Consider the following 23,969-nt stretch of genomic DNA (forward strand, 5'->3'; position numbering starts at 1 on the left):
TCTTCAATATTTTCGGGGAGTTATCGCGTTACGGAACCGGATCATATCCGTGCCCACCCCAAGGATGGCAGCGCAATAGCCGCTTTATCGCCAGCCAGCCACCCTTGATCGCACCATGGCGTTGCAGGGCGACGATGGCATATTCGCTGCACGAGGGCGCATAGCGGCAGGTCGGCGGCAAAATGCGCGACGGGCCAATTTGCCAGCCGCGCGCGATCAGGATGAGCAGGCGGCGGATCATGGGTGCCCCCCGCAAAAGAGCGCATTTCCAGCGGTGGGGCGTTGCTTACTGATTTCGTCACCCCGGACTTGATCCGGGGCCCATTCACGCGGCGCCGGATGCGCGTATCCCGGATCAAGCCCGGGGTGACGAGGGGATGGGGGAAGGGCCATCACGAGGCCAATTTCTTGGCGGCGCGGCTCAGCGCCTGGTCGAGATGGCCGGCAAGGTCGGAAAAGCTGATGTCATTACCGCCGTTACGGCCGATCATCACATGGTCGGCGCCGACAATGCCGCGCGCGGGCAGAGCGGCGCGCGCGAGTTCGCGAAACCGGCGCTTCATCCGGTTGCGAGTGACCGCATTGCCGACTTTCTTGCTGACCGTATAGCCAATGCCCGGTGTATCGTCGCCGTCGCCGCGCGGGCGGACGAGCAGGACGAAACCGGGCATGGGAAAGCGAAGGCCGCGATTTGCGGCCAGAAATTCGCTACGTTTGCTGAGCGTGCGCACCAGCCGGGGCGGCGCGCCGGCCGATTAGGCCGACAGCTTCTTGCGACCGCGGGCGCGGCGGGCTGCCAGAACCTTGCGGCCGCCGACAGTGGCCTTGCGGGCGCGGAAGCCGTGGCGACGCTTGCGCACAAGGCGGCTCGGTTGATAGGTGCGCTTCATCGCGTAATCCTCAAATCTCTTCGATCATTAAAGAAAAGGGCCGCCAAACGCGGGCGGCCGCCATTGGGGGCGCGAATAAGGGAGTCGCGCGCGAAAGTCAATCGCTAGTCACGCCTTCCTCGCGCGTTGCGCCGATTTGATCGCGCGCACGGCGCCGCGCCGCGCTGACCCGGCGCAGCACCCGGTCGGCCCAGGCGCCATAGCGCGGATGGCGGCGTTTGAACCGGACATAGCGCCGCTTGGCCCAGCGGCTGTTCTGAAGGCACAGCATCAGCCCCGGCGGAAAAAGAATCAGGAACCCCGGTCCCGGCAGCGGACCGATGATGATTCCCGTCGCCATGAGGAGCAGGCCGAAAAGGAACAAGGCCGACCGCCCCCGCGGGTTCGCCCGAAGGCGCTGGTAGAGGGAGAGTCGTGCCATGCCCGCCCATGTGGGAGGCGTAGGAGCGGGTTGCAAGATTGGCGGCGCCGCCCCGCCGCTGCCATGCGGCGGGACGCGCGAAATTCACTGTTTCAGAGCATGGATACGGCCGTCGAGTGTCGCGATATAGACGATCCCTTCGGCAATGGCAGGGGCGACCGCGACCCCGCCGGTGACATAGCCGTTGATTTTGCCTTGGATTTTGGGCGGAGTGAAGCGCCATTTTTCCTGCCCCGTTTCGGCGTCGACGGCGAAGAAGCCGCGCGCCAGGGTCACCCCTTCGAAATAATGGGGAAAGGCGCTGATCGCCCCGATATAGAGCGTGCCCTTATCATGCACCGGCGTCGCCCAGCTCCATCCGCCGGTGGGAAAGGACCAGAGCTGGCGTCCATCCTCCGCTGCATGCGCCGACAGGGTCAGCAGGTCTGAACTGCCGATATAAAAGCGTTCGTCATGAAGCAGGGCCGAGGATTCGACCCAGCTTCCCTCGGGCACTGTCTGGCTCCACAGTTCGGCTCCGCTTGCCGGGTCGAAAGCGACCAGCTTGGCGCTGCGGCTGCCGATGATCAGCCGCTTTGCATCGACCGCAGGGGTCGATTGCACGATGCCGCCCGTGTCGCTGCGCCAACTTTGCTGCCGCGTCGCGAGATTGATTGCATAGACATGATCGTCCCAGCCCCCGAAATAGACATGGCCATTGGCGATGACGGGGGTGCCGCGGATTGCGTCGCTGGTGCCGAAGCGCCACGCGGCCTTTCCGCTTGTCGCTTCGACCACGAAGAGCGTGCCGCTGAGCGACCCGATATAGACATGCCCATCGTGCACCAGCGGCGAGGAATGGAGGAAATCATAATAGGGGTTGGAGAGCGCCGGTTCGCGTCGGTGCAGATCTTGCGATTCGAGACTGAAGCGCCAGCGTTCGGCGCCGGTCATATGGTCGAGCGCATAAAGATAGCCGTCATCGCTTGCCGCGATTACCAAATCGCCCGCGATGGCAGGTTTGGAGCGCAGCTTGCCGCCGGTCGCAAATTTCCATTTGAGCGCACGCTTCGCCGTATCGAGCGCGTAAAGATGTCCGTCATCGCTTCCCACATAAAGGATGCCGCGATCATGGGTGGGCGGGCTCCATATCGCATCGCCGGTTTGAAAATCCCATAAGGGCGTGCCCGCGGGGACGCCGGGCGTCTCCGCCGCTATCGCTGGCGCGGCGAGACCCAGAAGCAGCGCGCCAAGACCGGAAAGGCCGTGCAGCAGCAGGGCACGCAGCGGCGCCAAAAAGGCAAACATATCTCTCTCCCCCAAAAGGCGGGGCCTTGGCCCTCTGCCATGTCGGCGAGTGTTGCAGCGTCAATTTCGTTCGGCAAGCAGCCAGCCCGCTCTATTCGGCCTGCATAGCTATGGAATGATCGGGGCGAGGGGCGCGCCCGCCGGTGACCGGGCGGGCGGTTCAGTTTAGCAGCGCAAAGCGGGCCATGTCGGCGCGAGTAAGATAGCGCACCTCATCAAAAGGCGTGCTGTTGGTCAGCGCATAAAAGGCGCGCGCGCGGGCGGGGTCCATGCCCATTTCGCGATAGAGCGACAGATATTCGGCATGGACCGGATCGTCGGCCGGATAGTCGCGCGCTTCGCGTCCATATTCATCCGCCCAGCTATGCACGCCAAATTCCGCGTCGGGGGCCGCGCTGCGTTTCGCGCCCGCGAGCCATAGCTCGACCGCGCCCGATCGCACCGATCCGCCGCTTGGAACATGGGTTTCGAGCCCTGCGCGGCGGATCGCGCGGGCAAGCGTCAGATTGGCCTCTTCATCGAGGCTGCCGGGGCAATCAAGCATTTCCAGTCTTTGCAGACCGGGAAAGGCGGCCATCATGGCGGCGAACTGACGCGGCGTGATGCTATCGACATCGCCCGCCATGCGGGCCGTGACCCCGTCGATCACGGTAAAGGGGCCAAAGCGCGCCTTGGCTCGCGGCGCCGTGAGGGCGAGAGAAGGAGTGGACGCCGCATAGCGGCGCACCGCGCTGCGTTCGGAAACAGCATCGCCCTCCAGCGACAGCGTCTCGTCGGCCAGCAGGGCCTGGGGTTCCTCGTCCGGCCAGCCCTGTTCGACGTCCGCTGCGTCAACCTCTCCATCCTCCTCAGCGCTCCAGACCGTGGTGATGGTGGTTATGATCACCATTTGCTCCGCCCGCACGGGCGCAAAGGCCAGGGCGGCAGCAAAAAGGGCGATGGTCGCGGTGCGGACAAAGGCGGAAGGCATGGCCATGCCGCCGCTTGTGCGCGCGGTGATGCTGTCAAAAAGAAAAGCGAGACAGTCAGCGCGGCGTTAACCGAAAATAGGCGAGGGGGGTGATGGACGGCGTGGCAGCGCCTTTCCCATTTGCCATTCCCCAGGCAGCGGCCGCAGGCGGGGATGCTTTACGCGCGCGGCCTATCCGGCTTCGCAGAGCGCCTTCAACTGTTCGGCTACCGCGGTCCATCCGGGGGTGAAGCCCATATCTTCATGCTTTTGCCGAGCCTCGTTGGTCCAGTGGCGCGCCCAACCGGTATAGCGGGTGCCATCGCCATCGGGTTCGATTTCCCAGCCGCCGATCATGAAGGCTTCTGACGGCGCGGGCCGCCCATCGGCATCGAGGATTACGGCATCGGTGGAGACGAAACGGCGGCCGGGGATAACCTCCAGAAAAATCCCGTCGCTGGGCATGGTTTCGCCGTTGGGCCCGTGCATCGTCATCGCGCACCGCCCCCCGGTGCGCAGGTCGATATCGTCGAGGGTAACGCTCCACGGTTTGGGGCACCACCATTCGGTCATGCGCTGCGTCATTACCTCCCACACTTTTTCGGGGGTGGCATCAATGTGGATGCTGATCGAAAGCTGATGATTATCGGACATGATTTGCTCCTGAAAGCTGAGGAGAAGGGGGGGAGGACAGGTAAGGGGTCTACCCTTTCACCGCTGCTTCAATAGCAGCAATGTCGATTTTCTTCATTTCCATCATGGCATCGACGGCCCGCTTGGCGGCCGCCTCGTCGGGACCGGTCACTGCAGCCAGCAGCGCGCGCGGGATGATCTGCCATGAGACCCCCCATTTATCCTTGCACCAGCCGCACATGCTTTCCTGCCCACCATGATCGACGATGGCGTTCCACAGGCGGTCTGTCTCTTCCTGCGTGTCTGTATGGACCTGAAAGGAAAAGGCCTCGCTATGCTTGAAGAGCGGCGGGCCGTTCAATCCGACACAGGGCAGGCCGAGAAGGGTAAACTCGACGGTCAGCGCCGCGCCTTCCTCTGCGCCGGGGACATCGCGCGGCGCGCGGTGGACAGCACCGAGGCGACTGTCTGGAAAGGTCGCGGCATAAAATTGCGCGGCCTCTTCGGCGTCGCCTTCATACCAGAGGCAGAGGGTTACAGGGGAGGTGGACATCTTCTCTCTCCTTATGCTTGCAAGACAAGGTGCGGGTCAGCCCTTGCGTGGGCCGACGAGGCCGAAAATGGCGCCCTGCGGATCGCTGCCAACGACCGAAAATTCGCCGCCGGGGATTTGCATGGGATCGTGCAGCAAGGCTCCGCCTTCGCTGGTCACCGCTGCGACCGCACGGTCGATATCGTCGACGCCGATATAATAATACCAGCCGGGCGCCGGGGTTTCGGGCGTCATCGGCATCACCGCACCGACTCCCTCCTGCCCCTTTTGGACAAAGTGATATTGGCCCATCTCGCCCATGTCGACGCCGCCTTCCTGTTCCCAGCCGAAATGCTTTTTATAAAAGGCGATGGCGGCATCGGGATCGGGTGCGGCGAGTTCGTTCCAGCGGATATGCTGCGCCTCGGTCATCGAAAAGACGCCGCTCACCCGCTTTTCCTTCCCCGCGGGCGGGATGGGGTTCATGAGGTAAAAGACCGCGCCTTGCGGGTCGGAGACCATCGCCATGCGCCCGACGGGCAGGTCATGCGCGCCCATATGGACGGCGCCGCCATCGGCGACGATGGCATCGACGGCTGCATCGACATCGGCGGCATAAAGATAGCCGAGCCAGCCGGGATGCGCGCCGCCCGCGATCATCTCGGCGCCCAGGCGCAGCACGCCGCCCGCATGGCTGCCGTCCCCGCGCACGATCATACGGTAATCGACGCCGCCGGGGGCACCGGGATCGCTGTGCGCGGCGATCGCCCAGCCGATAACCGCGCCGTAAAAGCGCGCTGCTGCATCGGGGTCGGGCGTCATCAGTTCATACCAGATGAAGCTTTCGTCGGATTGGGTCATGAACGCTACTCCTTCGATAAACGGGGGGAGGGGGCTGGTCAGAGGCGGTAAAAACGCAAAGGCCTTGTCGCAGCGCGCGCCATTTGTCCCCGCGCTTCTAGATCGAGCTGTACGCCCTTTTGCCACCAGCCCGCCTTGGCACCGCCCGGAAACAGGGCGTCGGGCAGCAGGGGCAGCAGCTTCGTCTTTATCTCGGCAGCGGTCAATCCGGGCGGGGAAGCCGGAACCACCGCCAGCATCGCATCGCGCATCGCTTCATATTTGGCGCGGTCGACCCGCACGACATGATGGAGGCTGTTGATGTTCAGCATTTCGATCCGGGCATCGTCGTCCTTCATGCGGCGTCTCTCAAAATGCGCGCCATCGGGGGCGTCCGAAAGCCCATGGCGACCCATGCCGCGAGCAGGCGCCACATGAAGCGGGCCGAATGATGCGACAGATTGGGCACATCGTCGGGCAGCTCGATATGCGGCGGCTGGTCGGCGGTCATCGTTCGCAGCTCGACCGGCGGGCGGTCTCCCACTGGCAGGCGATCGCGATAGATGCTGAGCCAATGGCCCTTTTCAAATTCGAGGAACATCGGCGTGTTGCAGCATGCGGCGACCACCCGCCGCGTCGGGGCATCGGGGGACAGGCGATAATCGGCGAGCCGTTCGCTCCCCGCGATACAGCGCACCCGGTCCTTGCGGAACATTACAACGGGGGTGCCGGCATAGTCGTCGAGCGTCGACGTGCCCGTCGCCGCAAAATGCGCGCCCGCTGTCTGGCAGCTTTGGCACTGGCAACTGACCGTCATTATCGGTTCGCGGCTGAGTTCGAACGCCACCTGCCCGCAGGAACAGGCGGCGCGGCGGGGATGTTGATGGACGTGGCGGCTCATGAATATATCCCGAGATGTCAGCGGATCAGCGGTCGATCACGGGCACAAAGCCGCCATAGATGATCCGCATGCCGTCAAAGGGTGTCTTGTCGCTGTCGCCCTGCATCGCTCTCATTTTTTCCCAGCCCGCGGTGCGCGTCGCCTTGTCGGGCCATTCGACCCAGCTGAAAATGGCGACTTCATCGCCGCTTATGTGGAGCGCGCGGGCATAATCGGTAACCTCGCCCGTGGGCACATCATCGGCCCAGCCCTCGACGACACGGGTGGCACCGCATTCGACGAATTTCGGCGCCATCTTTTCGGCAAGCGCGCGATAGGCGTCCTTGTTTCCGGCGGGCACCGGGACAAGATAGCCGTCGGTATAGCCCATGGCGCCGCCGGGGCCCTGGTCGAGCAGCACCGCAAAACCGCCGACGATCATCCGCTTGCCGTCAAAGGGCATTTCGGCGCCCATTTTCTGCATGCGCGGGTCGCTCATCATTTTCTGGGTCGCGCTGTCGCGCGTTGCCTTGTCAGGATATTCGAACCAGCTGAAAACGATGCTTTCGTCGGGCTTTGCCTGTACCGCGCCCCGAAAGTCGTTCACCTTGCCGTCGGGGACATCGTCGCCCCAGCATTCGGCCATTCGCACAACGCCAAATTCGCTGAACAAGGGCCAAGCCGCTTCGGCATGGCGGACATAGGCTTCCTTGTTGGCGGTGGGGACGGCGCACACAAATCCTTCAACATAGGTCATTGTCGCTCTCCTTTGGGCAGGGGGGATATCAGGCTGCGACCGGATTGAGGCGCAGGCTTGCGAGCTGCGCCTCGAGCGCGCGGGTGAAGGCGGGGCGTGCCGTGCAGCGGTCGAGATAGGCTGACAGGTGCGGAAATTCAGCGACCAGCCCGGCCTCGACGCCTTCGCGCAGCACAGTCGCCATCGCGATATCGGCGACCGAGAAATCGTCGAGCAGATAGTCCTTCTCGCCCAGCGCGTCGGACAGGCGGGTGAGGCGGGTGCGGATAAAGTCTATCAGGCCGGGGCGGCGCAGCTTGGCCCACTCCTCATCCTTTGCGAAAATATCGACATTGCCCAGTTCGAACATCATCGGTTCGACACTGTTCAGCGCCGCAAAGACCCAGGCGATCGCGTTGGCACGGCGCTGCGGGTCGGCGGGCATCAACCGCTCATCCTTTTCGGCGAGATGAAGCAGGATGGCGCCGCTTTCGAAAATCGTCACTTCGCCATCGCGCAGCACCGGCACCTGACCCCAGGGCTGGAGCCGATAATGATCGGCGGGCCGCTCCATCGCGCTGATCAGATGCTCGGCATAATCGAGCCCCAACTCCTCGCACGCCCAGCGCGGGCGCAGGTCGCGGACAAAGCCGCGCGCGAAATCGGGAACCCAGTCAAAAGCGGTGATGACGATATCGGCCTGGTCGGTCACGGGCATATTCTGTCTCCTTGCAAAAAAGGGAGGGAGGAAGGGTGCTACGCTTGTCAGAAAAAACCTTCGGGCATGGGCGGCGCTTGTTCGTCGAGAAAGGGCAGGGCCTGCGCCGCGATGGTCGCGGCTTCGGCCATGACGCCGATGTGCGATGTCGCGGGCAGCACCGACAGGCGCGCCTTGGGCGGTGCGGTCATAAAGCCCTGGGTGGCGGTGGCGATATCGCTGCCGCCGCGCAGCCGGAACAGCTTGACCGCATGGTCGAGCGTCAGCCCGTCAGCATCGCCCAAGATGATCATCGTCTTGCCCGGAATGGCGCGCAGGTCGGCATCGCTATAGGCAAAGGGCACCGTATCAATATGCTTGATGGCCTCGACCAGCCGGGGAAAGGCATCGGGGGTCGGCGACAGCCGCTTGTAATCGCGTTCCATCGGTGTCCCCGCAAAAAATTCGGGGGTCAGCGTGGCTATGCCCTCCAGCACTTCGGGCACCCAGCCGTCGAGGCTGGCGCTGCCGGAAATGACGATCTGCTTGTCGATCAGCGCGGGGTGGCGGACCGCCATCGCAATGGCGGTGCTGCCGCCCATCGAATAGCCGAGCACATCGGCGCGCTTCACCCCCAGCGCGGCAAGCACCCCTGCGGCATCGTCGGCCAGTTGGTCATAGCTGAAAGTTCCGGCGATATCGCCAGTGCGGCCATGGCCGCGCGCATCGATGGTGATGACGGGGCGGGATGCGGTGAAGGGGGTGACCAGCGGTTTCATCGCCTCGCCCGACATGAAGGCGCCGTGCAGCATCAGCAGCGGCTTTTTGTCCGACGCCAGGTCGCCATGCACTTCATAATGAAAGCGGGCGCCCTTCACCTCAGCATAACCGGACCGGCTCTTGCTCTTTGCGGTGGTATCACTCGCCTTGGACGCGGGCGACTGGGCGTAAAGCGGCTGCGATGGGGCGGTGAGCGCCGCCATCCCTGCTATCAGAACGAGGGCAGCGGCAAGGCCGGGGTGCCGCCGACGGAGGAAAGGTGCTGGTGAGGGCATCGGATCATCCTTTTTGCAAAAAATGTGGCCAAGGCAGGGGGTCAGCTTCGCTTGCCCTTGATCCACGCGACAATGGTCATGGCGTGGCCATGACCCAGATCATGATCGGCCTTCAGCCAGTCGATGATGGCCCCGGCCTTCACGCCGGGGGCAAGGCCTGTGTCATCGGCCAGCCCTTGTTGCCGGGCCTCGGCATGCAGTTCGGCGGGCGAGCGCCCCGTCCTGGTTTCGATATAGTCGAGATAGCTTTGGAAAGACATGATCAGCTCTCCTTTTCATAAGAGGCGAAGGCCGTTTTTTGCGCTTCAAAGGCACGGGTAAAGGCAGGGCGCGCCGTGGCCCGCGCGACATAGGCAGTGATATTGTCGAAAAGCTCATACAGCCCCGCCCCCTCGATCCGGCGCAACACGCTGACCATCGCAAGGTCACCGACGCTGAAATCGCCGTCGAGCCAATCGGCCTTTCCCAGCCGCCGCGACAAATCGGTGAGCCGCGACCGGATAGCCTGGTCGAGGAGCGGCATGCGCTGGGCGTACCATGGCTCATCCTTTTCCAGATAATGCGCTCGCTCGCGGTCGAGGATGGGCGGCTCGATGGTGGAGAGAGCCGCGAATAGCCAGCCGATGGCGCGTGCGCGGACATGGGGCTCGGCGGGCAGGAGGCCGGGATAGTGGCTGGCGATATGCAGCAGGATCGCCCCCGATTCAAAAAGCACCAGCCCGCCTTCTTCGAACGTCGGTATCTGGCCGAAGGGATGACGCGCCCGGTGCGCGTCCGCCTTCATCGCGGCAAAGGACAGCGGGCGTGTCGTATAGGGCCTGCCCACTTCCTCAAGTGCCCAGCGGACGGGCATATCGCGCGCGAGGCCCCGCCCCTGATCGGGAGAGCGTTCAAAGACACTGATCATGATCCGGGGAGAGGGGAGGCGCGGCATCGGGAGCGCTTTTGGTCAGACCGCGGTTTCGGCGGGCATGTCGCCGCTCGCCGCCGCAGGGTCCATCCACATGATTTCCCAGATATGGCCGTCGGGATCTTCAAAGCTCCGGCCATACATGAAGCCGCCATGATCCTGTGTCGGCGTCGGGTCGGCCTTGCCGCCCGCTACAACCGCTTTGGTAACCTGTTCATCGACCTCTTCACGGCTGTTCATCGTTAGGCACAGCAGCACCTGCGCGCTTTGATGTGCGTCGGCGATGGTCTTGCTGGTGAATTGTGCCCATTTTTCATGGGTCAGCAGCATGGCATAGATGCTGTCGGTAAAGACCATGCAGGCCGCCGTTTCGTCGGTAAAGGCGGGATTATTCGCCGCGCCCACGGCTTCATAAAAGGCCTTGGACCGATCCAGATCGGTCACGGGCAGGTTCACGAAAATCATCTTGGCCATCGTTGTTCTCCTTGGGCTGAACAGATGATTGGGGGATGTTCCTTCTTGGGTCATGGATGCAATTACGCAGCGGGTAATTGCGGTTATCGCTGGCCATCCTTGCCAAAGAGCAGGAGGATATAGCGCTTTAAATGGGTGACGCTGTCGCGTGCGATGGCGGGGTCATTGGTGGTCTTGGCCATGATGAAGGCGCCTTGCAGCACCGCCTGCACATGGTGCGCGAGGCTGATGGCGGACACGCCGTGCGAAATGCCGTGGCGGGTGATAGCGGCTTCGATATCGGGGGCGAGCGCTTCGCAATAGGCGTTGATGCTGCCTTCGCACGCGCGGCGGATCGCGTCGCTGGTTGCAAAGGCTTCCTGCACCATTGTGCCCACGAAGCAGGTGAAATCCTCTACCGGCCCCTCCAGCATCGCCAGCCGGAAATCAATATGGCCGAGCAAACGGTCGAGCGGATCCTCCAGCTTTGTATGCGGCGGCATTTCGAACATGGGGCGGGCGCGCTCGGTCCAGCCTTCCGCTGCCGCAACCGCCAGCGCTTCCTTCGATTCGAAATGATGGAAAAAGGCGCCCTTGGTCACCCCGGCGGCCGCGCAAATCTGGTCGACCGTCGTGGCGGCATAGCCTTGCTTGCGTACCGTCTGATGCGCCGCCGCGATCAGCTTGTCGCGCGCGCTGCCGCGCGGGGTGCGAGAGGAAGGCAAAGGGTGATTCGTCATCATGATCATTTGCATACCGACTGGTTGGTATGTTGTCAAACGGCGCCGATAAGGGTGGAGCCTGCGCAGTGGGCATGAAGGGCGACCGCTCCCTGCACTGCCCCCGCAAGGCAATGCTGCGAGACCGGCAGTAATAGCGCTCGCGCTTCCTCGGACGGCTCGTAAAACAGGCCTCCTGTCAAAGCGGGCGGAGCGCTCGCCGCGTGGGGGCTGCTACATGGTCGCGATCATTTCCACTGTCGCCTATCTGGGGCTGGAGGCGCGCGCGGTGGAGGTGCAGTGCCAAGTGGCGCCGGGCGTTCCCGCCTTTGCGGTCGTCGGCCTGCCCGACAAGGCGGTCGCCGAAAGCCGCGAGCGGGTGCGCGCCGCGCTCTCGGCCATTGGCCTGGCGCTGCCGCCCAAGCGGATCACCGTCAATCTGTCGCCCGCTGATCTGCCTAAAGAAGGGTCGCATTATGACCTGCCTATTGCGCTCGCGCTGCTCGGCGCCATGGGGGTGGTCGACCCCGAAACGCTCGCCGCTTATGTAGTCGTCGGCGAATTGGGGCTGGACGGGCGCGTCGCCGCATCGCCCGGCGTGCTGCTCGCCGCGCTGCATGCAGGCAGTGTGGAACGGGGGCTGATCTGTCCCGTGGCGCAAGGGGGGGAGGCGGCTTGGGCAGGGAATGTGGAGGTGTTGGCTGCGCCGGATATTCTCGCTCTGCTTAACCATTTCAAGGGGCATGCCCCGCTGCTGCCGCCGGTGCCGGGGGTGGTCGAGGCGCCGGTGCGCGGCGCCGATCTGGCGCAAGTGAAGGGGCAGGAAACCGCCAAGCGTGCGCTCGAAATTGCGGCGGCGGGCGGACATAATCTGTTGATGGCAGGCCCGCCGGGCGCGGGAAAATCGCTGATGGCGGCGTGCCTGCCCGGCATTTTGCCCGACCTGACCGCGTCCGAAGCGCTGGAAGTGTCGATGATCGCCTCGGTTGCGGGGCAGCTGGAGGGCGGGCGGCTGATCCGCGCCCGGCCCTTTCGCGCGCCGCATCATTCAGCGTCCATGCCCGCGCTGGTCGGCGGCGGCCTGCGCGTACGGCCCGGCGAAATCAGCCTCGCGCATCTGGGCATTCTTTTCCTTGATGAACTGCCCGAGTTTCAACGCGCGGTGCTCGACAGCCTGCGCCAGCCGCTGGAGACCGGCGAGGTCAGCGTTGCGCGCGCGAACGCCCATGTGACCTTCCCCGCGCGCTTTCAGCTCATTGCCGCGATGAACCCCTGCCGCTGCGGCCATTTGGGCGACCCGTCGCTCGGCTGCAGCCGTGCGCCGCGCTGCGCCGCCGATTATCAGGCAAAGCTGTCAGGCCCGCTGCTCGACCGCATCGACCTGCATGTCGAGGTCGAAGCGGTGAGCGCCGCCGACCTCGCCCTGCCGCCCCCCGCCGAAGGCAGCGCCGAAGTGGCCGCCCGCGTTGCGGCGGCGCGCGCGGTCCAGACCGAACGCTATGCCAGGGAAAAGGCGCGCACCAATGCCGAGATCGACGGCGCGCTGCTAGAAAAAGTCGCAACTCCTGACGCGCCGGGCTGCAAGCTGCTGGCGCAAGCCGCGGAGGCCATGCGTCTGTCGGCCCGCGCCTATACGCGCATATTAAGGGTCGCGCGCACCATCGCCGATCTGGCGGGCGCCGACGCGGTTGGGCGCGTTCACGTGGCCGAAGCGCTTTCCTATCGTCGTCAGCCCCCGCGCGCCTGATCATTTCCGGCTTGTTTGCGGCCGATCCACTGCGCCATGCCGATCGAGGCGGGAGCGGTCGGGGCGAAGCCATATTGGGCGTAGAGGTGATGCGCATCGCCATCGGCGATCAGGCTGATATATGCCTCTGCCGGAGCGATTTCCCGCAGGCGCGCCATCAAGCGCGCCATGATCATCTTGCCTAGCCCGCGCGCCTGGTGCGCGGGTTCGACCGCCATATCGACGATCTGATAGAAAAGCCCGTCGCCCACCGCGCGGCCCATGGCGACGGCGCGGCCCTGGTGCCGCACGACGACACCGACGATCGTGTGGGGGAGCCCGGCGGCGGCGGCGGTTTCGCTGCGCGGGGTCAACCCCGCCTCGGCGCGCAGGCGGCAATAATCGGCGACCGACGGCGTTTCAAAGGCGGCAATATAATCGTCCATGGGCCTCATCCGTTTATTGCGGCGAAGAGCAAGTCTGGCGATGATATAGTGGCCCCGCAAGCGCCGGTCAGGAAGAATACGGATCTTCTTCCCCACCTTTTTTCGGCGCCATGCACACCCCGGCGCGCAAAAGCTTGTCAATTGCTGTTCCGAAATGGCACAGGGCCGCAAAGCCAAAAGCGGGGCAGTAAAGAAATCCCAAGCTTTTGATGCGAGGGGTGAAATATGTGGGTGGGGGCATCTCGGACATATTGGCGCGGCTGCTGGGCTTTGCTGGCGGTCCTGATCCTTTTTGCGCCCTTTTCCGCCCGCGCCACCTCGCTCCACGTCAATGATCCGCTGTGCCATGCTGTCAGTTCGCGAACGCTGACCGATCAGGATTTTTCCACCCTGGCATTTCAGTGCAGCGGGACGCCGCGCGGCTATCAGGAAGAGAGCCTGTGGCTGCGCGCCGATCTGACGGATTTGCCGGAGCATGGGAACACGGTCGCGCTGATGGTGCGGCAGACGCGCACCGACCGGCTGGCGGTCGCCTTTGTCTATGCCGATGGCGCCGTGCACTGGGATCATGTCGCGCAAGGCGCCTTTGGCAATCATTGGCGCGCGGGCGGACAGATTATGTTCGAAGCGCCGGAACGATCGGCGCCGCTTACCCATGTCATGCTGCGGTTCGATGGCCTTGCGGGCCATGAATTTCTGAATGCGCGCCTCTTGCCCCGCGAGGAAGCCGCGATGCAGTCCGCGACGCTGGCGGCGGCGGTCGGGGCGGCGCTGACCTTGCTGCTTGTCGGCTGCATCTATTGCGTCTCGCTCGCCGTGGCGGTGCGCCGCGACTATCTGGCATGGCAGGCGGGATGGTCTGCGACGATGCTGCTGTGGGGCGCCATCTGGTCGCAGGTGCATCTGGCGCTTTTCCCCGGGCTGGCGGGAAGCGTGTCGGCGCAGCTTGCGACTTTTCTTGCCTGCTTGGCCGTCGCGCTCGCCACGCTGAGCGCGGTGAAGGCGGTAGCGGTGGATGCGGCCCCGGCGCCCTTGCGGCTGACCGCGCTGCTGCTTGGTATCGGGGTGGGGCTGGCGGGCGTTCCGCTTGCGATGATGCGCACGGGGGAGCTTGGCCTGCTGTCGCAGATTCTGGGTTTTGTCATTCTGGCCGATCTTGCGATTGTCATCCTCTATCTGGCCTGGGCCTGGCGCCGGGGATCGGTGGAAGCACGCGATTTTCTCGCGGCTTGGGGATTGCCGATGGCGGCGCTCGCCTTTGTTCATCTGGTCGATGTCGGCCATGGATTCTGGGGCGGCGGGTCACAGCTGCCAGTGCTGCTCGCCGCGGCCTGGCAGGCCCTGTGGCTGGCGGCGTCGGCCACAAGGCGCTTTGCCCGGCTGCGCATCGAACGCGACCATGCCCGCGCGGCAGAGGCGCAGGCGCAGCGGCTCGCGCGGCACGATCCGCTGACGGGGCTTCTCAATCGCCGGGGCTTTACCGACAATGTAGCTCCCTTGCTGGACGCAGCCAGTGCGCAGGCGATTCCGGTCGCGCTGCTGCTGGTCGATGTCGACCGGTTCAAGTCCATCAATGATGCCTTTGGCCATGAAGCGGGTGACGAGGTGCTGTGCGGTATCGCCGCCTGCCTTGCCCGGTGGGAGGGGGAGGCATGCACGGTTGCGCGGCTGGGCGGAGAGGAGTTCGGCCTGCTGGTTATCGGCCTGGACGGCATGATGCTCGACGGTTTTGCCGAAAGCGTGCGGCGCGCCATCGCCGAATGCGATCATGGCGCGGTGCTGGGCGAGCATTGCGTCACCGCCAGCATCGGCGTGGCCGAAATTTATCCGGCCAGCGATTTTCAGGGGCTTTACCGCCTGGCGGATGCCGCCCTTTATGATGCCAAGCGCGCCGGGCGCAACCGGGTGCGCGTGCGGCGCGGCGCGGCCTGCGCCGATGGAACCGGCGCGGCGGCGTCGCTGGCAGCGCCCATGGGCGCGCTGGGTTGACGATAGCGGCTGTGGCGGCCCGGAGATAGCGGGCCAGCCTTTTGCCGGGATCAGCTGTTCTGGACGACTTCCAGCGGGGGCGGCAATTTGGCGGTGCCTTCGCCCTGACGGCGGTGGCTTAGCCGGCCTTCGACCTTGCCGCCGGTTTCGATGGTGATGCTTTCATAGGCAACGTCGCCGGTGATGCGCGCGCTGGCGTGAATGACCAGCGTTTTCGCCTCGATCGACCCGTCGATCAGCCCGGCGATCTTGGCGGTCTCCGCCATGACCGCGCCCTTGATCTCGCTCGCTTCGCCCTGCACCAGATTGGCGCATTTCAGATCGCCTTCGATGCGGCCATCGACATGCAGATCGACGCTGGCCGAGACATTGCCGGTGACGACCACGTCCGATCCCAGGATCGAAAAAGTGGTATGATGCGCCCCGGTCGCCATCTTAGCTGGCGCCCCGGGCGACGGAGCCGACGCGCTGGCGGGCGTCTGCTTTGACTTTGAGAACATCGGCTTTTGCCTCCAGAAAACGGCGCGGATTGACCGCGACGCCGTTCAAACGGACTTCGAAATGCAAATGGCTGCCGGTCGAACGACCAGTCGAACCCATTTTGGCGATTTGCTGCCCCGCGCGCACCTGTTCGCCCACCTGGGCGGTAAAGGCGGACAAGTGGGCATAGCGGGTCATGATTCCCTGGCCGTGATCGACCTCGACGACATTGCCATAGCCCGATTTGCGCCCGACAAAGCTCACCCGGCCCGGCGCGGCGGACAGGATGGGGGTGCCGATGGGGCCGCGGAAATCGAGGCCCGAGTGCATGGCGCTCGCGCCGGTGAAGGGGTCGCGGCGATGGCCGAAGCCCGATGACATCATCAGGACGTCGGCGGGATTGCCCGAAGGCACGGCGACAAGCGTGCGTTCGAGCACTTCCATGCGGAACAGCGCGCCTTCGAGCGCGGCAAAGGACGGGCCAAAGGCCTTTGCCTTGCCCTTGCCCTTGCCGCGATAGGGGATGAAAGGACCACCGCGACCGGCCGATGCGTTGCGAACCAGTTCGGTGGGGTTCAGGCCCAGCTTGGCCACGGCGACTTCAGCCTTGTCCGCCCGTTCTTCGACCGCGGAGAGCAGGCGGGTTGCAAAATCCTCCTGCCGCGCGGCAAGCTTGGCCAATATCTGCGCCTCGGGGGGCAGCTTGGGATCGATGACAGCGCTGGTCTTAACCGGCTGGCTGGTGGTCTCGGCGTCCTTGACGGCGCCGTCCGCACCGTCCGCGCCGTCTTCCGGCGCCTGGATCGCACCGGGCTCGACGCCGAAATGCACCTTCGACCATTCTTCGAGCTGCGCCTGCCGCTCGTCAAGGTCGGCGGCCATTTCGCCCACGCGGTTGCGATAGCGGGCAATGCGCTGTTCAGCGGCAGCGGCAGCGGCTTGTTTCTGCGCGACCTCAGCCCGTTCATCGGCGGTCAGCATCTGGTTGACCAGAAAGGCCAAGGTCACGCCGGCCCACAGAATGAGCACAGCGCCAAGCAGCATGGCCGCGCGCTTTTGCAAGCGAGCGCTGATCCGCAGAAAGCGCACTTGCCCGTGCGTGCGGATAAAAATTTCATGGTCCTGAAACAGCGCGGATAAGCGCTGGCGCCACTGGCGCAGGCCCGTTGTTTGCGAAGACAAGTCCCGACCCCGTCTTTATTTTGTAAGGAGCCCTCCGCCCCATGTGGTCAGCGCCAATATCAGGGCAGAGGGGGCGGCGCGAATCTTTGCCGCCCGAGTCGCGGCGAATCGAACCGGAGACGGGGTGAGTGGTGTCAGGGTGAGGGAACGCTGCCGATTTGGCGTTATTTTCCAGCCTCGAATCGGTGCAAATATTATTGACGGCTTGCTTACCATTTTCAGCTAGGGCGTGCCCATGACCGCGACGCAAGACCCTATCGCCCAGGGTGGGCAGCCGGACACTGCTTCCGCCAGCATTCCCGCTACCCGACCCCGCTCGGCTGTCAGCACGGGGGTTGGCATTGCCGGGATCGTCGGCCTTTTCTCCTATCTGCTGCTGGCGCGCTATGCGCCCGAGGTCGCGGCCTTTCTGGGCATCGACTGGGGGAACCGCGGCGTGATGAGCGGGCCCGGATCGGCGGTGGCCAGCGTGCTTGCCTGCGCCATTCCCATGGTGCTCTGGTCGATCTTCATCGACAAGGTGCACCGCAACCCGACCACCGGCATCGATTGGTCGCTGGAGCGGCCCTTTGGCGATACGCTGGATATCAGTCTGACCAAGATTGTCGGCCTGTGGGCGACCTGGGGGCTGATCGCCGCCGCCTATATCGTGCTGCGCTATTATTGGTCGGGCCAATATCTGTTCGCGATGGAATTGCTGGCGGCGGTGGCGCCCTGGCTGCTGCTGGCTTCGGTGCCCTATATATTGATCATCGACCGCCGTTCGGTCGAGCCGCGCGACGGTTGCTATGCCTTTGGGCGCTGGCTGCTGACGGCGGGGGGCGAGGCCGACCGGCGCGCCATCGGCCATCATTTTCGCGCTTGGGCAGTGAAGGGTTTTTTCACCGCCTTCATGCTGTCGATCGTGCCCGGCAATTTCTCGGCGCTGGTCAGCGTGCCGATACGCGACGTGCTCGCCAATCCCTATATGATCGCCATCTGGACGATCAATCTTCTCTATCTGGTCGATGTCCATGTCGCGACGGTTGGCTATATTTTGACGCTGAAACCGCTCGACGCGCATATCCGCACCGCTAATCCCTATGGCATGGCGTGGGTGGCGGCGCTTATCTGTTATCCTCCCTTCATCCTGATGAATGGCGGGCCGCTCGATTATCGGGTGAATGGCGCTGACTGGGGCCATTGGCTGGCAGGCAATGAGACATTGATGATCATCTGGGGCGCCCTGCTCTGCCTGCTGATCGCGGTCTATAGCTGGGCGACCATGGCCTTTGGCCTGCGCTTTTCCAATCTGACGCATCGGGGCATCATCACCCATGGGCCCTATCGCTTTACGCGCCACCCGGCCTATGTCGCGAAAAATCTGAGCTGGTGGATCGGCGCCCTGCCCTTCCTCGTCACCGGTGGCGGATGGATCGAAGCGGTACGCAATGTCGTGCTGCTCGGCCTTGTCAGCGGCGTTTATTATTGGCGGGCCAAGACCGAGGAAAAGCATCTGCTCGCCGATCCCGCCTATGTCGCTTACTGGAACTGGGCGCAGCATCATGCGCTGGTCCCGCGTCTGTTCGCGCGATTGACGGGGCGGAGCCGGCCCCTGATCCGGCTGGAGCCCGATCCGCGCGTCGGCCCGGTTGCCTGAGGCGAAGTTCACAAAAAAGCCCGCCGCCGGATGATCCGGGGCGGGCTTTTTATGGATCATTTGGTGCCTAGCAGACGCAGCGCGGCTTGGGCTTCGCCTTGGGCCGGGGTTTCCAGCTTTTCTTCTTGGCAATGCGTTTGCGCGTGGGCACATTTTCATAATAGGTGCGCGTCGTCGTCTCGACCGTTTCGGTGACCGCGGGCGCGCCGCTGGTGATGGTGGTCACCACCACGACCCCCGGCGAATACCAGCCATAGCCGTAACCGCCGTGATAGGCGCTGGAATATCCACCCTGATAATATCCGCCCGGATGGCCCTGATAATATCCGCTGCCTTGATAATGGGTCGAACGGCTGGCCCACCATTGTTCGCATTTCTTGCGGTCGGCGGCATTGCCGATCGCGGCCCCGGCCAGCGCGCCCACGCCGCCGCCGATCAGCGTCCCGGCGGTGCGATTGCCCTTGCCTGCGATACGGTTGCCGGCAAGACCCCCCACAAGTCCGCCGACAACCGCGCCCCCCACCTGACTGCCATGGCCGCAGCGCCTGGCCATGTCCTGATCTTCCGCCGACATATATCCGCCCGGATAGCCGCCCGGCGGCGGCGCATAGCCATAGGCCTGGCCATGCTCATATCCCGGACGGCCCTCGACCGTACCTTCATAGCGCCCGTCATAGCGGCGCCCGTCGCGCGTTTCGTAGGTGCCGTCCCAAGTGCCCGTCCAGCGACCCTCGGCATCATAGCTGCCGTGGAAGGTCGCATCGGCGGGCGGCGGCGGGGCATAGCTGGTGCCGCTATGCCGATAGCTTTGATGATAGCTTTCCGCGCTTCGATATTCGACTTCGCTCGGCACCCGGTCGGGATGCCCGGTATAGACGCGCGTATCCACCGTGGCGGGCGCCCCATAATCGAGCCGGGGGGCTTGCGTTTCGGTGCCCGCCGCCTGTCCGGCCAGCAGCAGCGACCCGGTGGCCGCGCCCAAAAGCAAGATGCTGCGCATGTCTAACTCCCTGTATCGCGTCCGGCCATAAATCGGATGGGCCGGCTGGTTAACAGTGTGTTAGCAAATATGACCCGTTTGCGCGAATCCGTTAACCTTCCGCCCTGCGTCCCATAATGGGGCAGGGGGTAAGGAAGCGGGGTAAATGGCGGGTGGTGGCAGCGGCGCCGGTCAGCCGAGCGCCGGGGCGATGCGCGCGACCAGCGCTTCGGCCCCTGCCTGATCAGCTGCGCTGAAGCGCGCGGGCAGGGGGCTGTCGAGGTCGAGGACGCCGATCAGCCGGTCATTGACCACAATGGGCACCACCAGTTCGCTGCGGCTCGCCGCATCGCAGGCGATATGCCCCGGAAAGGCATGGACATCTTCGACCCGCTGGGTGGCGCGCAAGTGCGCGGCGGCGCCGCACACGCCCTTGCCCAGCGGAATGCGGATGCACGCCGCCTTGCCCTGAAAGGGGCCGAGCACAAGTTCGGTCCCGTCAAAGCGATAAAATCCTGCCCAGTTAAGGTCGGGAATCGCCTGCCAGATGAGCGCGGCGACATTGGCCATATTGGCAATGGCGTCGGGCTCGCCGGCAACCAGCGCGGCGGCGGCTTCACCGGCTTCGGCCCAGCGCTCGGCAGGCTCCGTCGCCCCAAAGCTGAGGTCATAGGACATGGGGCAACGGCTCCTTTGGTTGTGGACCTATTCGACCGTCAGGCCGGTCCATTTGGCGGCAAAGGCATATTTGTCCGCCGCCTCGGCAATGATCTTGTCGGTCGGCTTGCCCGACCCGTGACCCGCGCGCGTTTCGATGCGGATCAGATGGGGCTTGTCGCCCGCCTCGGCATGTTGCAGCGCGGCGATATATTTGAAGCTGTGCCCCGGCACGACCCGGTCGTCGGTGTCGGCGGTCGTCACCAGCACGGCCGGATAATCCACGCCGTCCTTGATGTTATGATAGGGCGAATAGGTCAGCAGATATTTGAAATCGGCCTCTTTCGACGGATAGCCATAATCATCGACCCAGTAACGCCCGGCGGTGAAGCGGTCGAAGCGCAGCATATCCATCACCCCGACGGCGGGCAGGGCAGCGGCGAAAAGATCGGGGCGCTGGTTGGTCACCGCACCGACGAGCAGACCGCCGTTCGATCCGCCCTCGATGGCCAGCTTGCCCTTGGCGGAAATGCCCTCGGCAATCAGATATTCGCCCGCGGCGATGAAATCGTCGAACACATTCTGCTTGTTCTGCAGACGGCCCGCGTCATGCCATGCCTTTCCATATTCGCCGCCGCCGCGTAGATTGGCGATGGCGAGCACGCCGCCCTTGTCGACCCAGGCAAGGCGCGTCGGCGAAAAACCGGGGGTCAGCGAGACGTTGAACCCGCCATAGCCATAAAGCAGGGTGGGGGCGCCGCCGCTGCGGTCGATCCCCTTCTTGCTCACCAGGAACATCGGCACTTTCGTCCCGTCCTTTGACGTGAAGAAACGCTGCTCGACGTTGAAATCATCGGGGTTGAAGGTCAGCTTGGGCTCTTCAAATATCTCGCTTTTTCCGGTTTCGCTGTTCAGCCGGTAGATGGTGGTCGGGCGCGCAAAGCTGGAAAAGGCGTAAAAGGTTTCGGGGTCGCCCGCCTTGCCGCCAAAGCCCGATGCCGATCCGATCTGGCCGAGCTGGATATCGCCGACCGGCTTGCCGTCGAGCGCGACCATGCGCGCCTGCGACTTGGCATCGCCGAGGTAGGAGAGGATGATACGCTTGCCGACGCGCGAACCGCCAATTAAGGTCGCCTCATTTTCGGCGACCAGTTCGGTGAGCGCGCCGGGATTGGCGATGTCCATCGACACCAGCCGCTGGCGCGGCGCATCCTTGTTGGTGACAAAGGTAAAGCGCGTACCTTCGTTGGTCACATATTCCCAGTTGTTCGCAAAATCATCGACCAGTGTGACCGGCGCGCCAATGCCGCCCTTGATGGGATAAAGCGTCAGGCCATAGCGCTCGTCGGTGCCTTCGGACCCGATGACCAGCAGATACGCGCCGTCATCGGTGACGATGGCGCTGTTGTTGAGCTTGGGCTTGTCGGGGGTGGCATGGACCAGCACATCCGCACTTTGCGGCGTGCCCAACCTGTGGAAATAGACGGTGTGATTTTCGTTGAGCGACTGAAAGGCGGCGCCTTCGTCCGGCTCGGGAAAGCGCGAATAGAAAAAGCCGCCGCCATCCTTGGCCCAGTCAATCGCCGAAAATTTCACCCAGCGGATCTCGTCGGGCAGATCCTTGCCGGTCGCAACATCCTTGACGCGCAGGATGCGCCAGTCGGTGCCGCCGTCCTGCACGGCATAAAGAAGATATTTGCCATCTTCCGACGGCGTCCATTCGGCAAGCGCCGTCGCGCCGTCCTTGGCCCATAAATTGGGGTCGATCAGCACCCGGCCTTCGCCCTTCAGCCCGTCACGGACATAGAGGACCGATTGCGGCTGCAGCCCGTCGTTGCGGCTGTAGAAATAGCGCTTCCCTGCCTTTTTCGGGAGGCCGAAACGCTCATAATTATAAAGCTCGGTCATGCGGCCGGCGAAAATGTCGCGGCCCGGGAGCGTGTCGAGATAGGCGTCGGTCAGCTTGTTTTCCGCCGCGACCCACGCCGCGACCTTGGGATTGACGCGAACATCATCTTCCAGCCAGCGATAGGGGTCGGCGACATTGACGCCAAATTGCGGATCGACCGTGTCGCCGCGCGGCGTGTCGGGATAGGAAAGCGGCAAAGCCATGGCGCTGGTCGCGGCATCATCGGCGGCTGTGGCGGCTGTGGGCAGCGTCATCATCAGCGCGAGCGCCAGCGGCGTACGGAGCAATTTGCGGGGCATGGCTTTGGGGAACATGGCAAGGCGATCCTCATTGGCTTCATTGAAATGTCATTGGATAAGAAATTATCGTGCGCGCCAATGTAAGCATCGTAAGCAGCGCGGCAAGAAGATTTGGCAAGCCCGCTTGCCTCGCGCGAATGGCCGGTCGATCCGCCAAAACAAGAGAGGCGGCCCGCAGGCCGCCTCCCGATAGCGCCTGTAGCGCCTATGATATTTGCGAGGTCAGCGCGCCGCGAGGCGAAGCTGTTGCGCGCGGGCGGCCCACTGAATTTTCTCGCTGCCTTCCATCGAACGGATGAAACAGGGCTGACCCTGTGCCTTCAGCCGGACGCACAGATTGTCGGCATCGGTGCGGCTCGCCAGCCCGTTGACCGTCAGCCGGTGAAAGGTGCGTCCCTTCACCACCGCAGCATGGCTTGATGCCGGATAATTGGCGAGGACGCCATTGGCGCGCTTCAGCGAATCCCATTTTTCCTTCGCGACCGCCAGGCTGTCATAGGCGCCCAGCTGCACCGCCCAGCCGTCGGGCTTTTTGGCGTTGAAGGCCAGCGCCTTGGGAATGATGTCGGTGGCGAGTTCCAGCGCCTGACGCTGCGCGGGGCGCAGCCGCTCGGCGGGCTTTGCCGCATCTTCGGGCGCCGCGCGATAGGGGGTGTTATCGGCCAGAATGACTTCGGCGGAGGCCGCGGGGGCGGGTTCGGGCAGTTCGGCGACCGGCTCGACGCCGCTCGCTCCGCGTTTCGGCATCGGCAGCTCGACGCTGCGAATCGCGCCCGCGCTCGCCATATCGGCCGGCGGCGGGGGCGGGGCATAGGCTTCGACCGGCGCTGGGTCGGCCATGGCGAACCGCACCGGGGCCGAGGGGGCCTGGCTTTCTTCTGCCGCGCCGGCATCAGCAAAACGGGTTTCAGGGAAATTGGCGAGCGCGAGGCGGATCGGCATTCCGGCGTCATCGCCCTGCGCCTTGGTGCCGATCAGGCTGGCGACGCGGATGCTGCCATCGCCTTGCTCGGCAAGCTTGGCCCATTCGGCCATGCGCGGTTCGACCTTGTCGAGCGGCAGGTCCTGCGCGGCAAGGACGCGCGCCTGGGCCCAGCGCCCCGACAGGGCGAGCGCCAGCGCCAGATTCTGGCGCGTGCGGGCATCGGCGCCCGGGGCACGCGCCGCCTCGGTCAGCACATAAAGCGCGCCGCTATTGTCGCCTGCCAGCGCCAGCGCCAGCCCAAGGTCGGCAGCCGGAATGCTGCGCCGATGTTCGGTGAGCAGATTAACCGCGGCGCGCTGGCGATCATTGGCGATGTGGGCAAGGCTGAGCGCGATGATCACATTATGATCGTCGGCGCCCAATTCCATGGCTTCGCCGAGCGCCGCGCTGGCGGCAGCAAATCGACCGGCGTTGAGATAGGCCTGACCCAGCAACGCGCGATAGGCGGCGTCGCGCGGGCTTGCGGCGACCGCGGCTTCAGCCAGGGCGACGGCCTTGGCGGCCTTGCCCTTTTCCAGCGCTTCGCGTGCCTTGTCCGCCGATTTGACGGCGCTATCGGGCGTGCCGAGCATATTGCTGGGCGCATTGGCCATTTTGCTCATGCTGCACCCGGTGCCGGTGACCCCGATCACCAGGCCCGATACGGCGAGTTTCATCAACAGCTTGCGGTTCACGT

At 64.2% G+C, this 23,969-nt stretch carries 28 protein-coding genes; 3 read left to right on the top strand and 25 right to left on the bottom strand.

What is annotated here, in order from left to right:
* Window positions 1-28: 28 nt before the first annotated feature.
* The 18 genes from yidD to JV18_RS0111845 all read right to left on the bottom strand — a co-directional run bounded on the left by yidD (window position 29) and on the right by JV18_RS0111845 (window position 11,026).
* A complete protein-coding gene (gene yidD, locus JV18_RS0111760; RefSeq protein ID WP_033074642.1) occupies window positions 29-241 on the bottom strand; it encodes a membrane protein insertion efficiency factor YidD in 213 nt (70 codons plus the stop codon).
* A 151-nt stretch (window positions 242-392) separates the two neighbouring features.
* Window positions 393-671 carry a ribonuclease P protein component gene (gene rnpA, locus JV18_RS0111765; protein ID WP_235303193.1) on the bottom strand — a complete coding sequence of 93 codons (279 nt, stop codon included), beginning with the start codon at window positions 669-671 and terminating at the stop codon, window positions 393-395.
* 84 nt (window positions 672-755) lie between these two features.
* Window positions 756-890 (bottom strand): 50S ribosomal protein L34, encoded by a 135-nt coding sequence (rpmH, locus tag JV18_RS0111770; RefSeq protein WP_003046693.1) that lies wholly within the window; start codon window positions 888-890, stop codon window positions 756-758.
* Window positions 891-987: 97 nt separating this feature from the next.
* Window positions 988-1,311: a PGPGW domain-containing protein gene (locus tag JV18_RS0111775; protein ID WP_052071948.1), complete on the bottom strand. Its 324-nt coding sequence runs from the start codon at window positions 1,309-1,311 to the stop codon at window positions 988-990.
* A gap of 84 nt (window positions 1,312-1,395) precedes the next feature.
* A complete protein-coding gene (locus JV18_RS0111780; RefSeq protein ID WP_052071950.1) occupies window positions 1,396-2,598 on the bottom strand; it encodes an outer membrane protein assembly factor BamB family protein in 1,203 nt (400 codons plus the stop codon).
* A gap of 160 nt (window positions 2,599-2,758) precedes the next feature.
* On the bottom strand, window positions 2,759-3,574 hold the full coding sequence (locus JV18_RS0111785) for an alpha/beta hydrolase (RefSeq protein ID WP_033074644.1): 816 nt from the start codon (window positions 3,572-3,574) through the stop codon (window positions 2,759-2,761).
* 165 nt (window positions 3,575-3,739) lie between these two features.
* Complete coding sequence (locus tag JV18_RS0111790; protein WP_033074645.1) at window positions 3,740-4,201, bottom strand: SRPBCC domain-containing protein; 462 nt, start codon at window positions 4,199-4,201, stop codon at window positions 3,740-3,742.
* Between the two features lie 49 nt (window positions 4,202-4,250).
* On the bottom strand, window positions 4,251-4,733 hold the full coding sequence (locus JV18_RS0111795; RefSeq protein WP_033074646.1) for a VOC family protein: 483 nt from the start codon (window positions 4,731-4,733) through the stop codon (window positions 4,251-4,253).
* 36 nt (window positions 4,734-4,769) lie between these two features.
* Window positions 4,770-5,573, bottom strand: a complete 804-nt coding sequence (locus tag JV18_RS0111800) for a VOC family protein (RefSeq protein ID WP_033074647.1) — start codon at window positions 5,571-5,573, stop codon at window positions 4,770-4,772.
* 38 nt (window positions 5,574-5,611) lie between these two features.
* A complete protein-coding gene (locus tag JV18_RS0111805; RefSeq protein ID WP_033074648.1) occupies window positions 5,612-5,911 on the bottom strand; it encodes a DUF6958 family protein in 300 nt (99 codons plus the stop codon).
* Entirely contained in the window at window positions 5,908-6,453 is a 546-nt protein-coding gene (locus tag JV18_RS0111810) for a GFA family protein (RefSeq protein ID WP_033074649.1), read from the bottom strand. Before JV18_RS0111810 ends, JV18_RS0111805 begins: the two co-directional genes overlap by 4 nt.
* A 25-nt stretch (window positions 6,454-6,478) precedes the next feature.
* Window positions 6,479-7,189, bottom strand: a complete 711-nt coding sequence (locus JV18_RS15790) for a DUF1428 domain-containing protein (protein ID WP_033074650.1) — start codon at window positions 7,187-7,189, stop codon at window positions 6,479-6,481.
* 28 nt (window positions 7,190-7,217) lie between these two features.
* Window positions 7,218-7,886, bottom strand: coding sequence for a glutathione S-transferase family protein (locus JV18_RS0111820; protein WP_033074651.1), 669 nt, complete (start codon window positions 7,884-7,886; stop codon window positions 7,218-7,220).
* 47 nt (window positions 7,887-7,933) lie between these two features.
* Window positions 7,934-8,920 carry an alpha/beta fold hydrolase gene (locus JV18_RS0111825; protein ID WP_081944777.1) on the bottom strand — a complete coding sequence of 329 codons (987 nt, stop codon included), beginning with the start codon at window positions 8,918-8,920 and terminating at the stop codon, window positions 7,934-7,936.
* A 41-nt stretch (window positions 8,921-8,961) separates the two neighbouring features.
* Entirely contained in the window at window positions 8,962-9,180 is a 219-nt protein-coding gene (locus tag JV18_RS0111830) for a DUF4287 domain-containing protein (RefSeq protein WP_033074652.1), read from the bottom strand.
* Between the two features lie 2 nt (window positions 9,181-9,182).
* Window positions 9,183-9,827: a glutathione S-transferase family protein gene (locus tag JV18_RS0111835; protein WP_235303200.1), complete on the bottom strand. Its 645-nt coding sequence runs from the start codon at window positions 9,825-9,827 to the stop codon at window positions 9,183-9,185.
* A gap of 42 nt (window positions 9,828-9,869) precedes the next feature.
* The gene (locus JV18_RS0111840) at window positions 9,870-10,304 is read right to left on the bottom strand and encodes a VOC family protein (protein ID WP_033074654.1); all 435 of its coding nucleotides are present in this window, start codon (window positions 10,302-10,304) and stop codon (window positions 9,870-9,872) included.
* A gap of 83 nt (window positions 10,305-10,387) precedes the next feature.
* On the bottom strand, window positions 10,388-11,026 hold the full coding sequence (locus tag JV18_RS0111845) for a TetR/AcrR family transcriptional regulator (protein WP_235303207.1): 639 nt from the start codon (window positions 11,024-11,026) through the stop codon (window positions 10,388-10,390).
* Window positions 11,027-11,240: 214 nt separating this feature from the next.
* On the opposite strand from JV18_RS0111845, the gene JV18_RS0111850 reads away from it, so the two are divergent.
* A complete protein-coding gene (locus tag JV18_RS0111850) occupies window positions 11,241-12,749 on the top strand; it encodes a YifB family Mg chelatase-like AAA ATPase (RefSeq protein WP_033074655.1) in 1,509 nt (502 codons plus the stop codon).
* Here JV18_RS0111850 and JV18_RS0111855 read toward each other — a convergent pair.
* The gene (locus JV18_RS0111855; RefSeq protein ID WP_033074656.1) at window positions 12,731-13,174 is read right to left on the bottom strand and encodes a GNAT family N-acetyltransferase; all 444 of its coding nucleotides are present in this window, start codon (window positions 13,172-13,174) and stop codon (window positions 12,731-12,733) included. The genes JV18_RS0111850 and JV18_RS0111855 overlap by 19 nt on opposite strands.
* Before the next feature lie 270 nt (window positions 13,175-13,444).
* Between JV18_RS0111855 and JV18_RS0111860 the strand changes: the two genes are divergently transcribed.
* Window positions 13,445-15,163: a GGDEF domain-containing protein gene (locus JV18_RS0111860; protein WP_235303214.1), complete on the top strand. Its 1,719-nt coding sequence runs from the start codon at window positions 13,445-13,447 to the stop codon at window positions 15,161-15,163.
* A 50-nt stretch (window positions 15,164-15,213) separates the two neighbouring features.
* Here the strand turns inward: JV18_RS0111860 and JV18_RS0111865 are convergent, their stop codons facing one another.
* Both JV18_RS0111865 and JV18_RS0111870 read right to left on the bottom strand, forming a co-directional pair.
* A complete protein-coding gene (locus JV18_RS0111865) occupies window positions 15,214-15,597 on the bottom strand; it encodes a bactofilin family protein (protein WP_235303216.1) in 384 nt (127 codons plus the stop codon).
* A gap of 1 nt (window position 15,598) precedes the next feature.
* Window positions 15,599-16,825, bottom strand: coding sequence for a M23 family metallopeptidase (locus tag JV18_RS0111870; RefSeq protein ID WP_052071959.1), 1,227 nt, complete (start codon window positions 16,823-16,825; stop codon window positions 15,599-15,601).
* A gap of 235 nt (window positions 16,826-17,060) precedes the next feature.
* Here JV18_RS0111870 and JV18_RS0111875 point away from each other — a divergent pair, with 235 nt between their 5' ends.
* Window positions 17,061-18,464: a methyltransferase family protein gene (locus JV18_RS0111875; protein WP_052071961.1), complete on the top strand. Its 1,404-nt coding sequence runs from the start codon at window positions 17,061-17,063 to the stop codon at window positions 18,462-18,464.
* Window positions 18,465-18,531: 67 nt separating this feature from the next.
* Here JV18_RS0111875 and JV18_RS0111880 read toward each other — a convergent pair whose 3' ends face one another.
* The 4 genes from JV18_RS0111880 to JV18_RS0111895 all read right to left on the bottom strand — a co-directional run bounded on the left by JV18_RS0111880 (window position 18,532) and on the right by JV18_RS0111895 (window position 23,967).
* On the bottom strand, window positions 18,532-19,464 hold the full coding sequence (locus JV18_RS0111880; protein WP_033074658.1) for a glycine zipper 2TM domain-containing protein: 933 nt from the start codon (window positions 19,462-19,464) through the stop codon (window positions 18,532-18,534).
* A gap of 171 nt (window positions 19,465-19,635) precedes the next feature.
* Window positions 19,636-20,121 (bottom strand): GAF domain-containing protein, encoded by a 486-nt coding sequence (locus tag JV18_RS0111885; protein ID WP_033074659.1) that lies wholly within the window; start codon window positions 20,119-20,121, stop codon window positions 19,636-19,638.
* A gap of 27 nt (window positions 20,122-20,148) precedes the next feature.
* Window positions 20,149-22,308 carry a prolyl oligopeptidase family serine peptidase gene (locus JV18_RS0111890; RefSeq protein ID WP_033075309.1) on the bottom strand — a complete coding sequence of 720 codons (2,160 nt, stop codon included), beginning with the start codon at window positions 22,306-22,308 and terminating at the stop codon, window positions 20,149-20,151.
* Between the two features lie 222 nt (window positions 22,309-22,530).
* Complete coding sequence (locus tag JV18_RS0111895) at window positions 22,531-23,967, bottom strand: SPOR domain-containing protein (RefSeq protein ID WP_033074660.1); 1,437 nt, start codon at window positions 23,965-23,967, stop codon at window positions 22,531-22,533.
* Between the last annotated feature and the right edge of the window lie 2 nt (window positions 23,968-23,969).

The organism is Sphingopyxis sp. MWB1, from assembly GCF_000763945.1.
Taxonomy (GTDB): Bacteria; Pseudomonadota; Alphaproteobacteria; order Sphingomonadales; family Sphingomonadaceae; genus Sphingopyxis.

Bases quoted from the DNA above. Each gene is read 5' to 3' on its own strand.
- yidD (WP_033074642.1), bottom strand. From the start codon at position 241: ATGATCCGCCGCCTGCTCATCCTGATCGCGCGCGGCTGGCAAATTGGC.
- rnpA (WP_235303193.1), bottom strand. From the start codon at position 671: ATGCCCGGTTTCGTCCTGCTCGTCCGCCCGCGCGGCGACGGCGACGAT.
- rpmH (WP_003046693.1), bottom strand. From the start codon at position 890: ATGAAGCGCACCTATCAACCGAGCCGCCTTGTGCGCAAGCGTCGCCAC.
- JV18_RS0111775 (WP_052071948.1), bottom strand. From the start codon at position 1,311: ATGGCACGACTCTCCCTCTACCAGCGCCTTCGGGCGAACCCGCGGGGG.
- JV18_RS0111780 (WP_052071950.1), bottom strand. From the start codon at position 2,598: ATGTTTGCCTTTTTGGCGCCGCTGCGTGCCCTGCTGCTGCACGGCCTT.
- JV18_RS0111785 (WP_033074644.1), bottom strand. From the start codon at position 3,574: ATGGCCATGCCTTCCGCCTTTGTCCGCACCGCGACCATCGCCCTTTTT.
- JV18_RS0111790 (WP_033074645.1), bottom strand. From the start codon at position 4,201: ATGTCCGATAATCATCAGCTTTCGATCAGCATCCACATTGATGCCACC.
- JV18_RS0111795 (WP_033074646.1), bottom strand. From the start codon at position 4,733: ATGTCCACCTCCCCTGTAACCCTCTGCCTCTGGTATGAAGGCGACGCC.
- JV18_RS0111800 (WP_033074647.1), bottom strand. From the start codon at position 5,573: ATGACCCAATCCGACGAAAGCTTCATCTGGTATGAACTGATGACGCCC.
- JV18_RS0111805 (WP_033074648.1), bottom strand. From the start codon at position 5,911: ATGAAGGACGACGATGCCCGGATCGAAATGCTGAACATCAACAGCCTC.
- JV18_RS0111810 (WP_033074649.1), bottom strand. From the start codon at position 6,453: ATGAGCCGCCACGTCCATCAACATCCCCGCCGCGCCGCCTGTTCCTGC.
- JV18_RS15790 (WP_033074650.1), bottom strand. From the start codon at position 7,189: ATGACCTATGTTGAAGGATTTGTGTGCGCCGTCCCCACCGCCAACAAG.
- JV18_RS0111820 (WP_033074651.1), bottom strand. From the start codon at position 7,886: ATGCCCGTGACCGACCAGGCCGATATCGTCATCACCGCTTTTGACTGG.
- JV18_RS0111825 (WP_081944777.1), bottom strand. From the start codon at position 8,920: ATGCCCTCACCAGCACCTTTCCTCCGTCGGCGGCACCCCGGCCTTGCC.
- JV18_RS0111830 (WP_033074652.1), bottom strand. From the start codon at position 9,180: ATGTCTTTCCAAAGCTATCTCGACTATATCGAAACCAGGACGGGGCGC.
- JV18_RS0111835 (WP_235303200.1), bottom strand. From the start codon at position 9,827: ATGATCAGTGTCTTTGAACGCTCTCCCGATCAGGGGCGGGGCCTCGCG.
- JV18_RS0111840 (WP_033074654.1), bottom strand. From the start codon at position 10,304: ATGGCCAAGATGATTTTCGTGAACCTGCCCGTGACCGATCTGGATCGG.
- JV18_RS0111845 (WP_235303207.1), bottom strand. From the start codon at position 11,026: ATGATGACGAATCACCCTTTGCCTTCCTCTCGCACCCCGCGCGGCAGC.
- JV18_RS0111850 (WP_033074655.1), top strand. From the start codon at position 11,241: ATGGTCGCGATCATTTCCACTGTCGCCTATCTGGGGCTGGAGGCGCGC.
- JV18_RS0111855 (WP_033074656.1), bottom strand. From the start codon at position 13,174: ATGGACGATTATATTGCCGCCTTTGAAACGCCGTCGGTCGCCGATTAT.
- JV18_RS0111865 (WP_235303216.1), bottom strand. From the start codon at position 15,597: ATGGCGACCGGGGCGCATCATACCACTTTTTCGATCCTGGGATCGGAC.
- JV18_RS0111875 (WP_052071961.1), top strand. From the start codon at position 17,061: ATGACCGCGACGCAAGACCCTATCGCCCAGGGTGGGCAGCCGGACACT.
- JV18_RS0111880 (WP_033074658.1), bottom strand. From the start codon at position 19,464: ATGCGCAGCATCTTGCTTTTGGGCGCGGCCACCGGGTCGCTGCTGCTG.
- JV18_RS0111885 (WP_033074659.1), bottom strand. From the start codon at position 20,121: ATGTCCTATGACCTCAGCTTTGGGGCGACGGAGCCTGCCGAGCGCTGG.
- JV18_RS0111890 (WP_033075309.1), bottom strand. From the start codon at position 22,308: ATGCCCCGCAAATTGCTCCGTACGCCGCTGGCGCTCGCGCTGATGATG.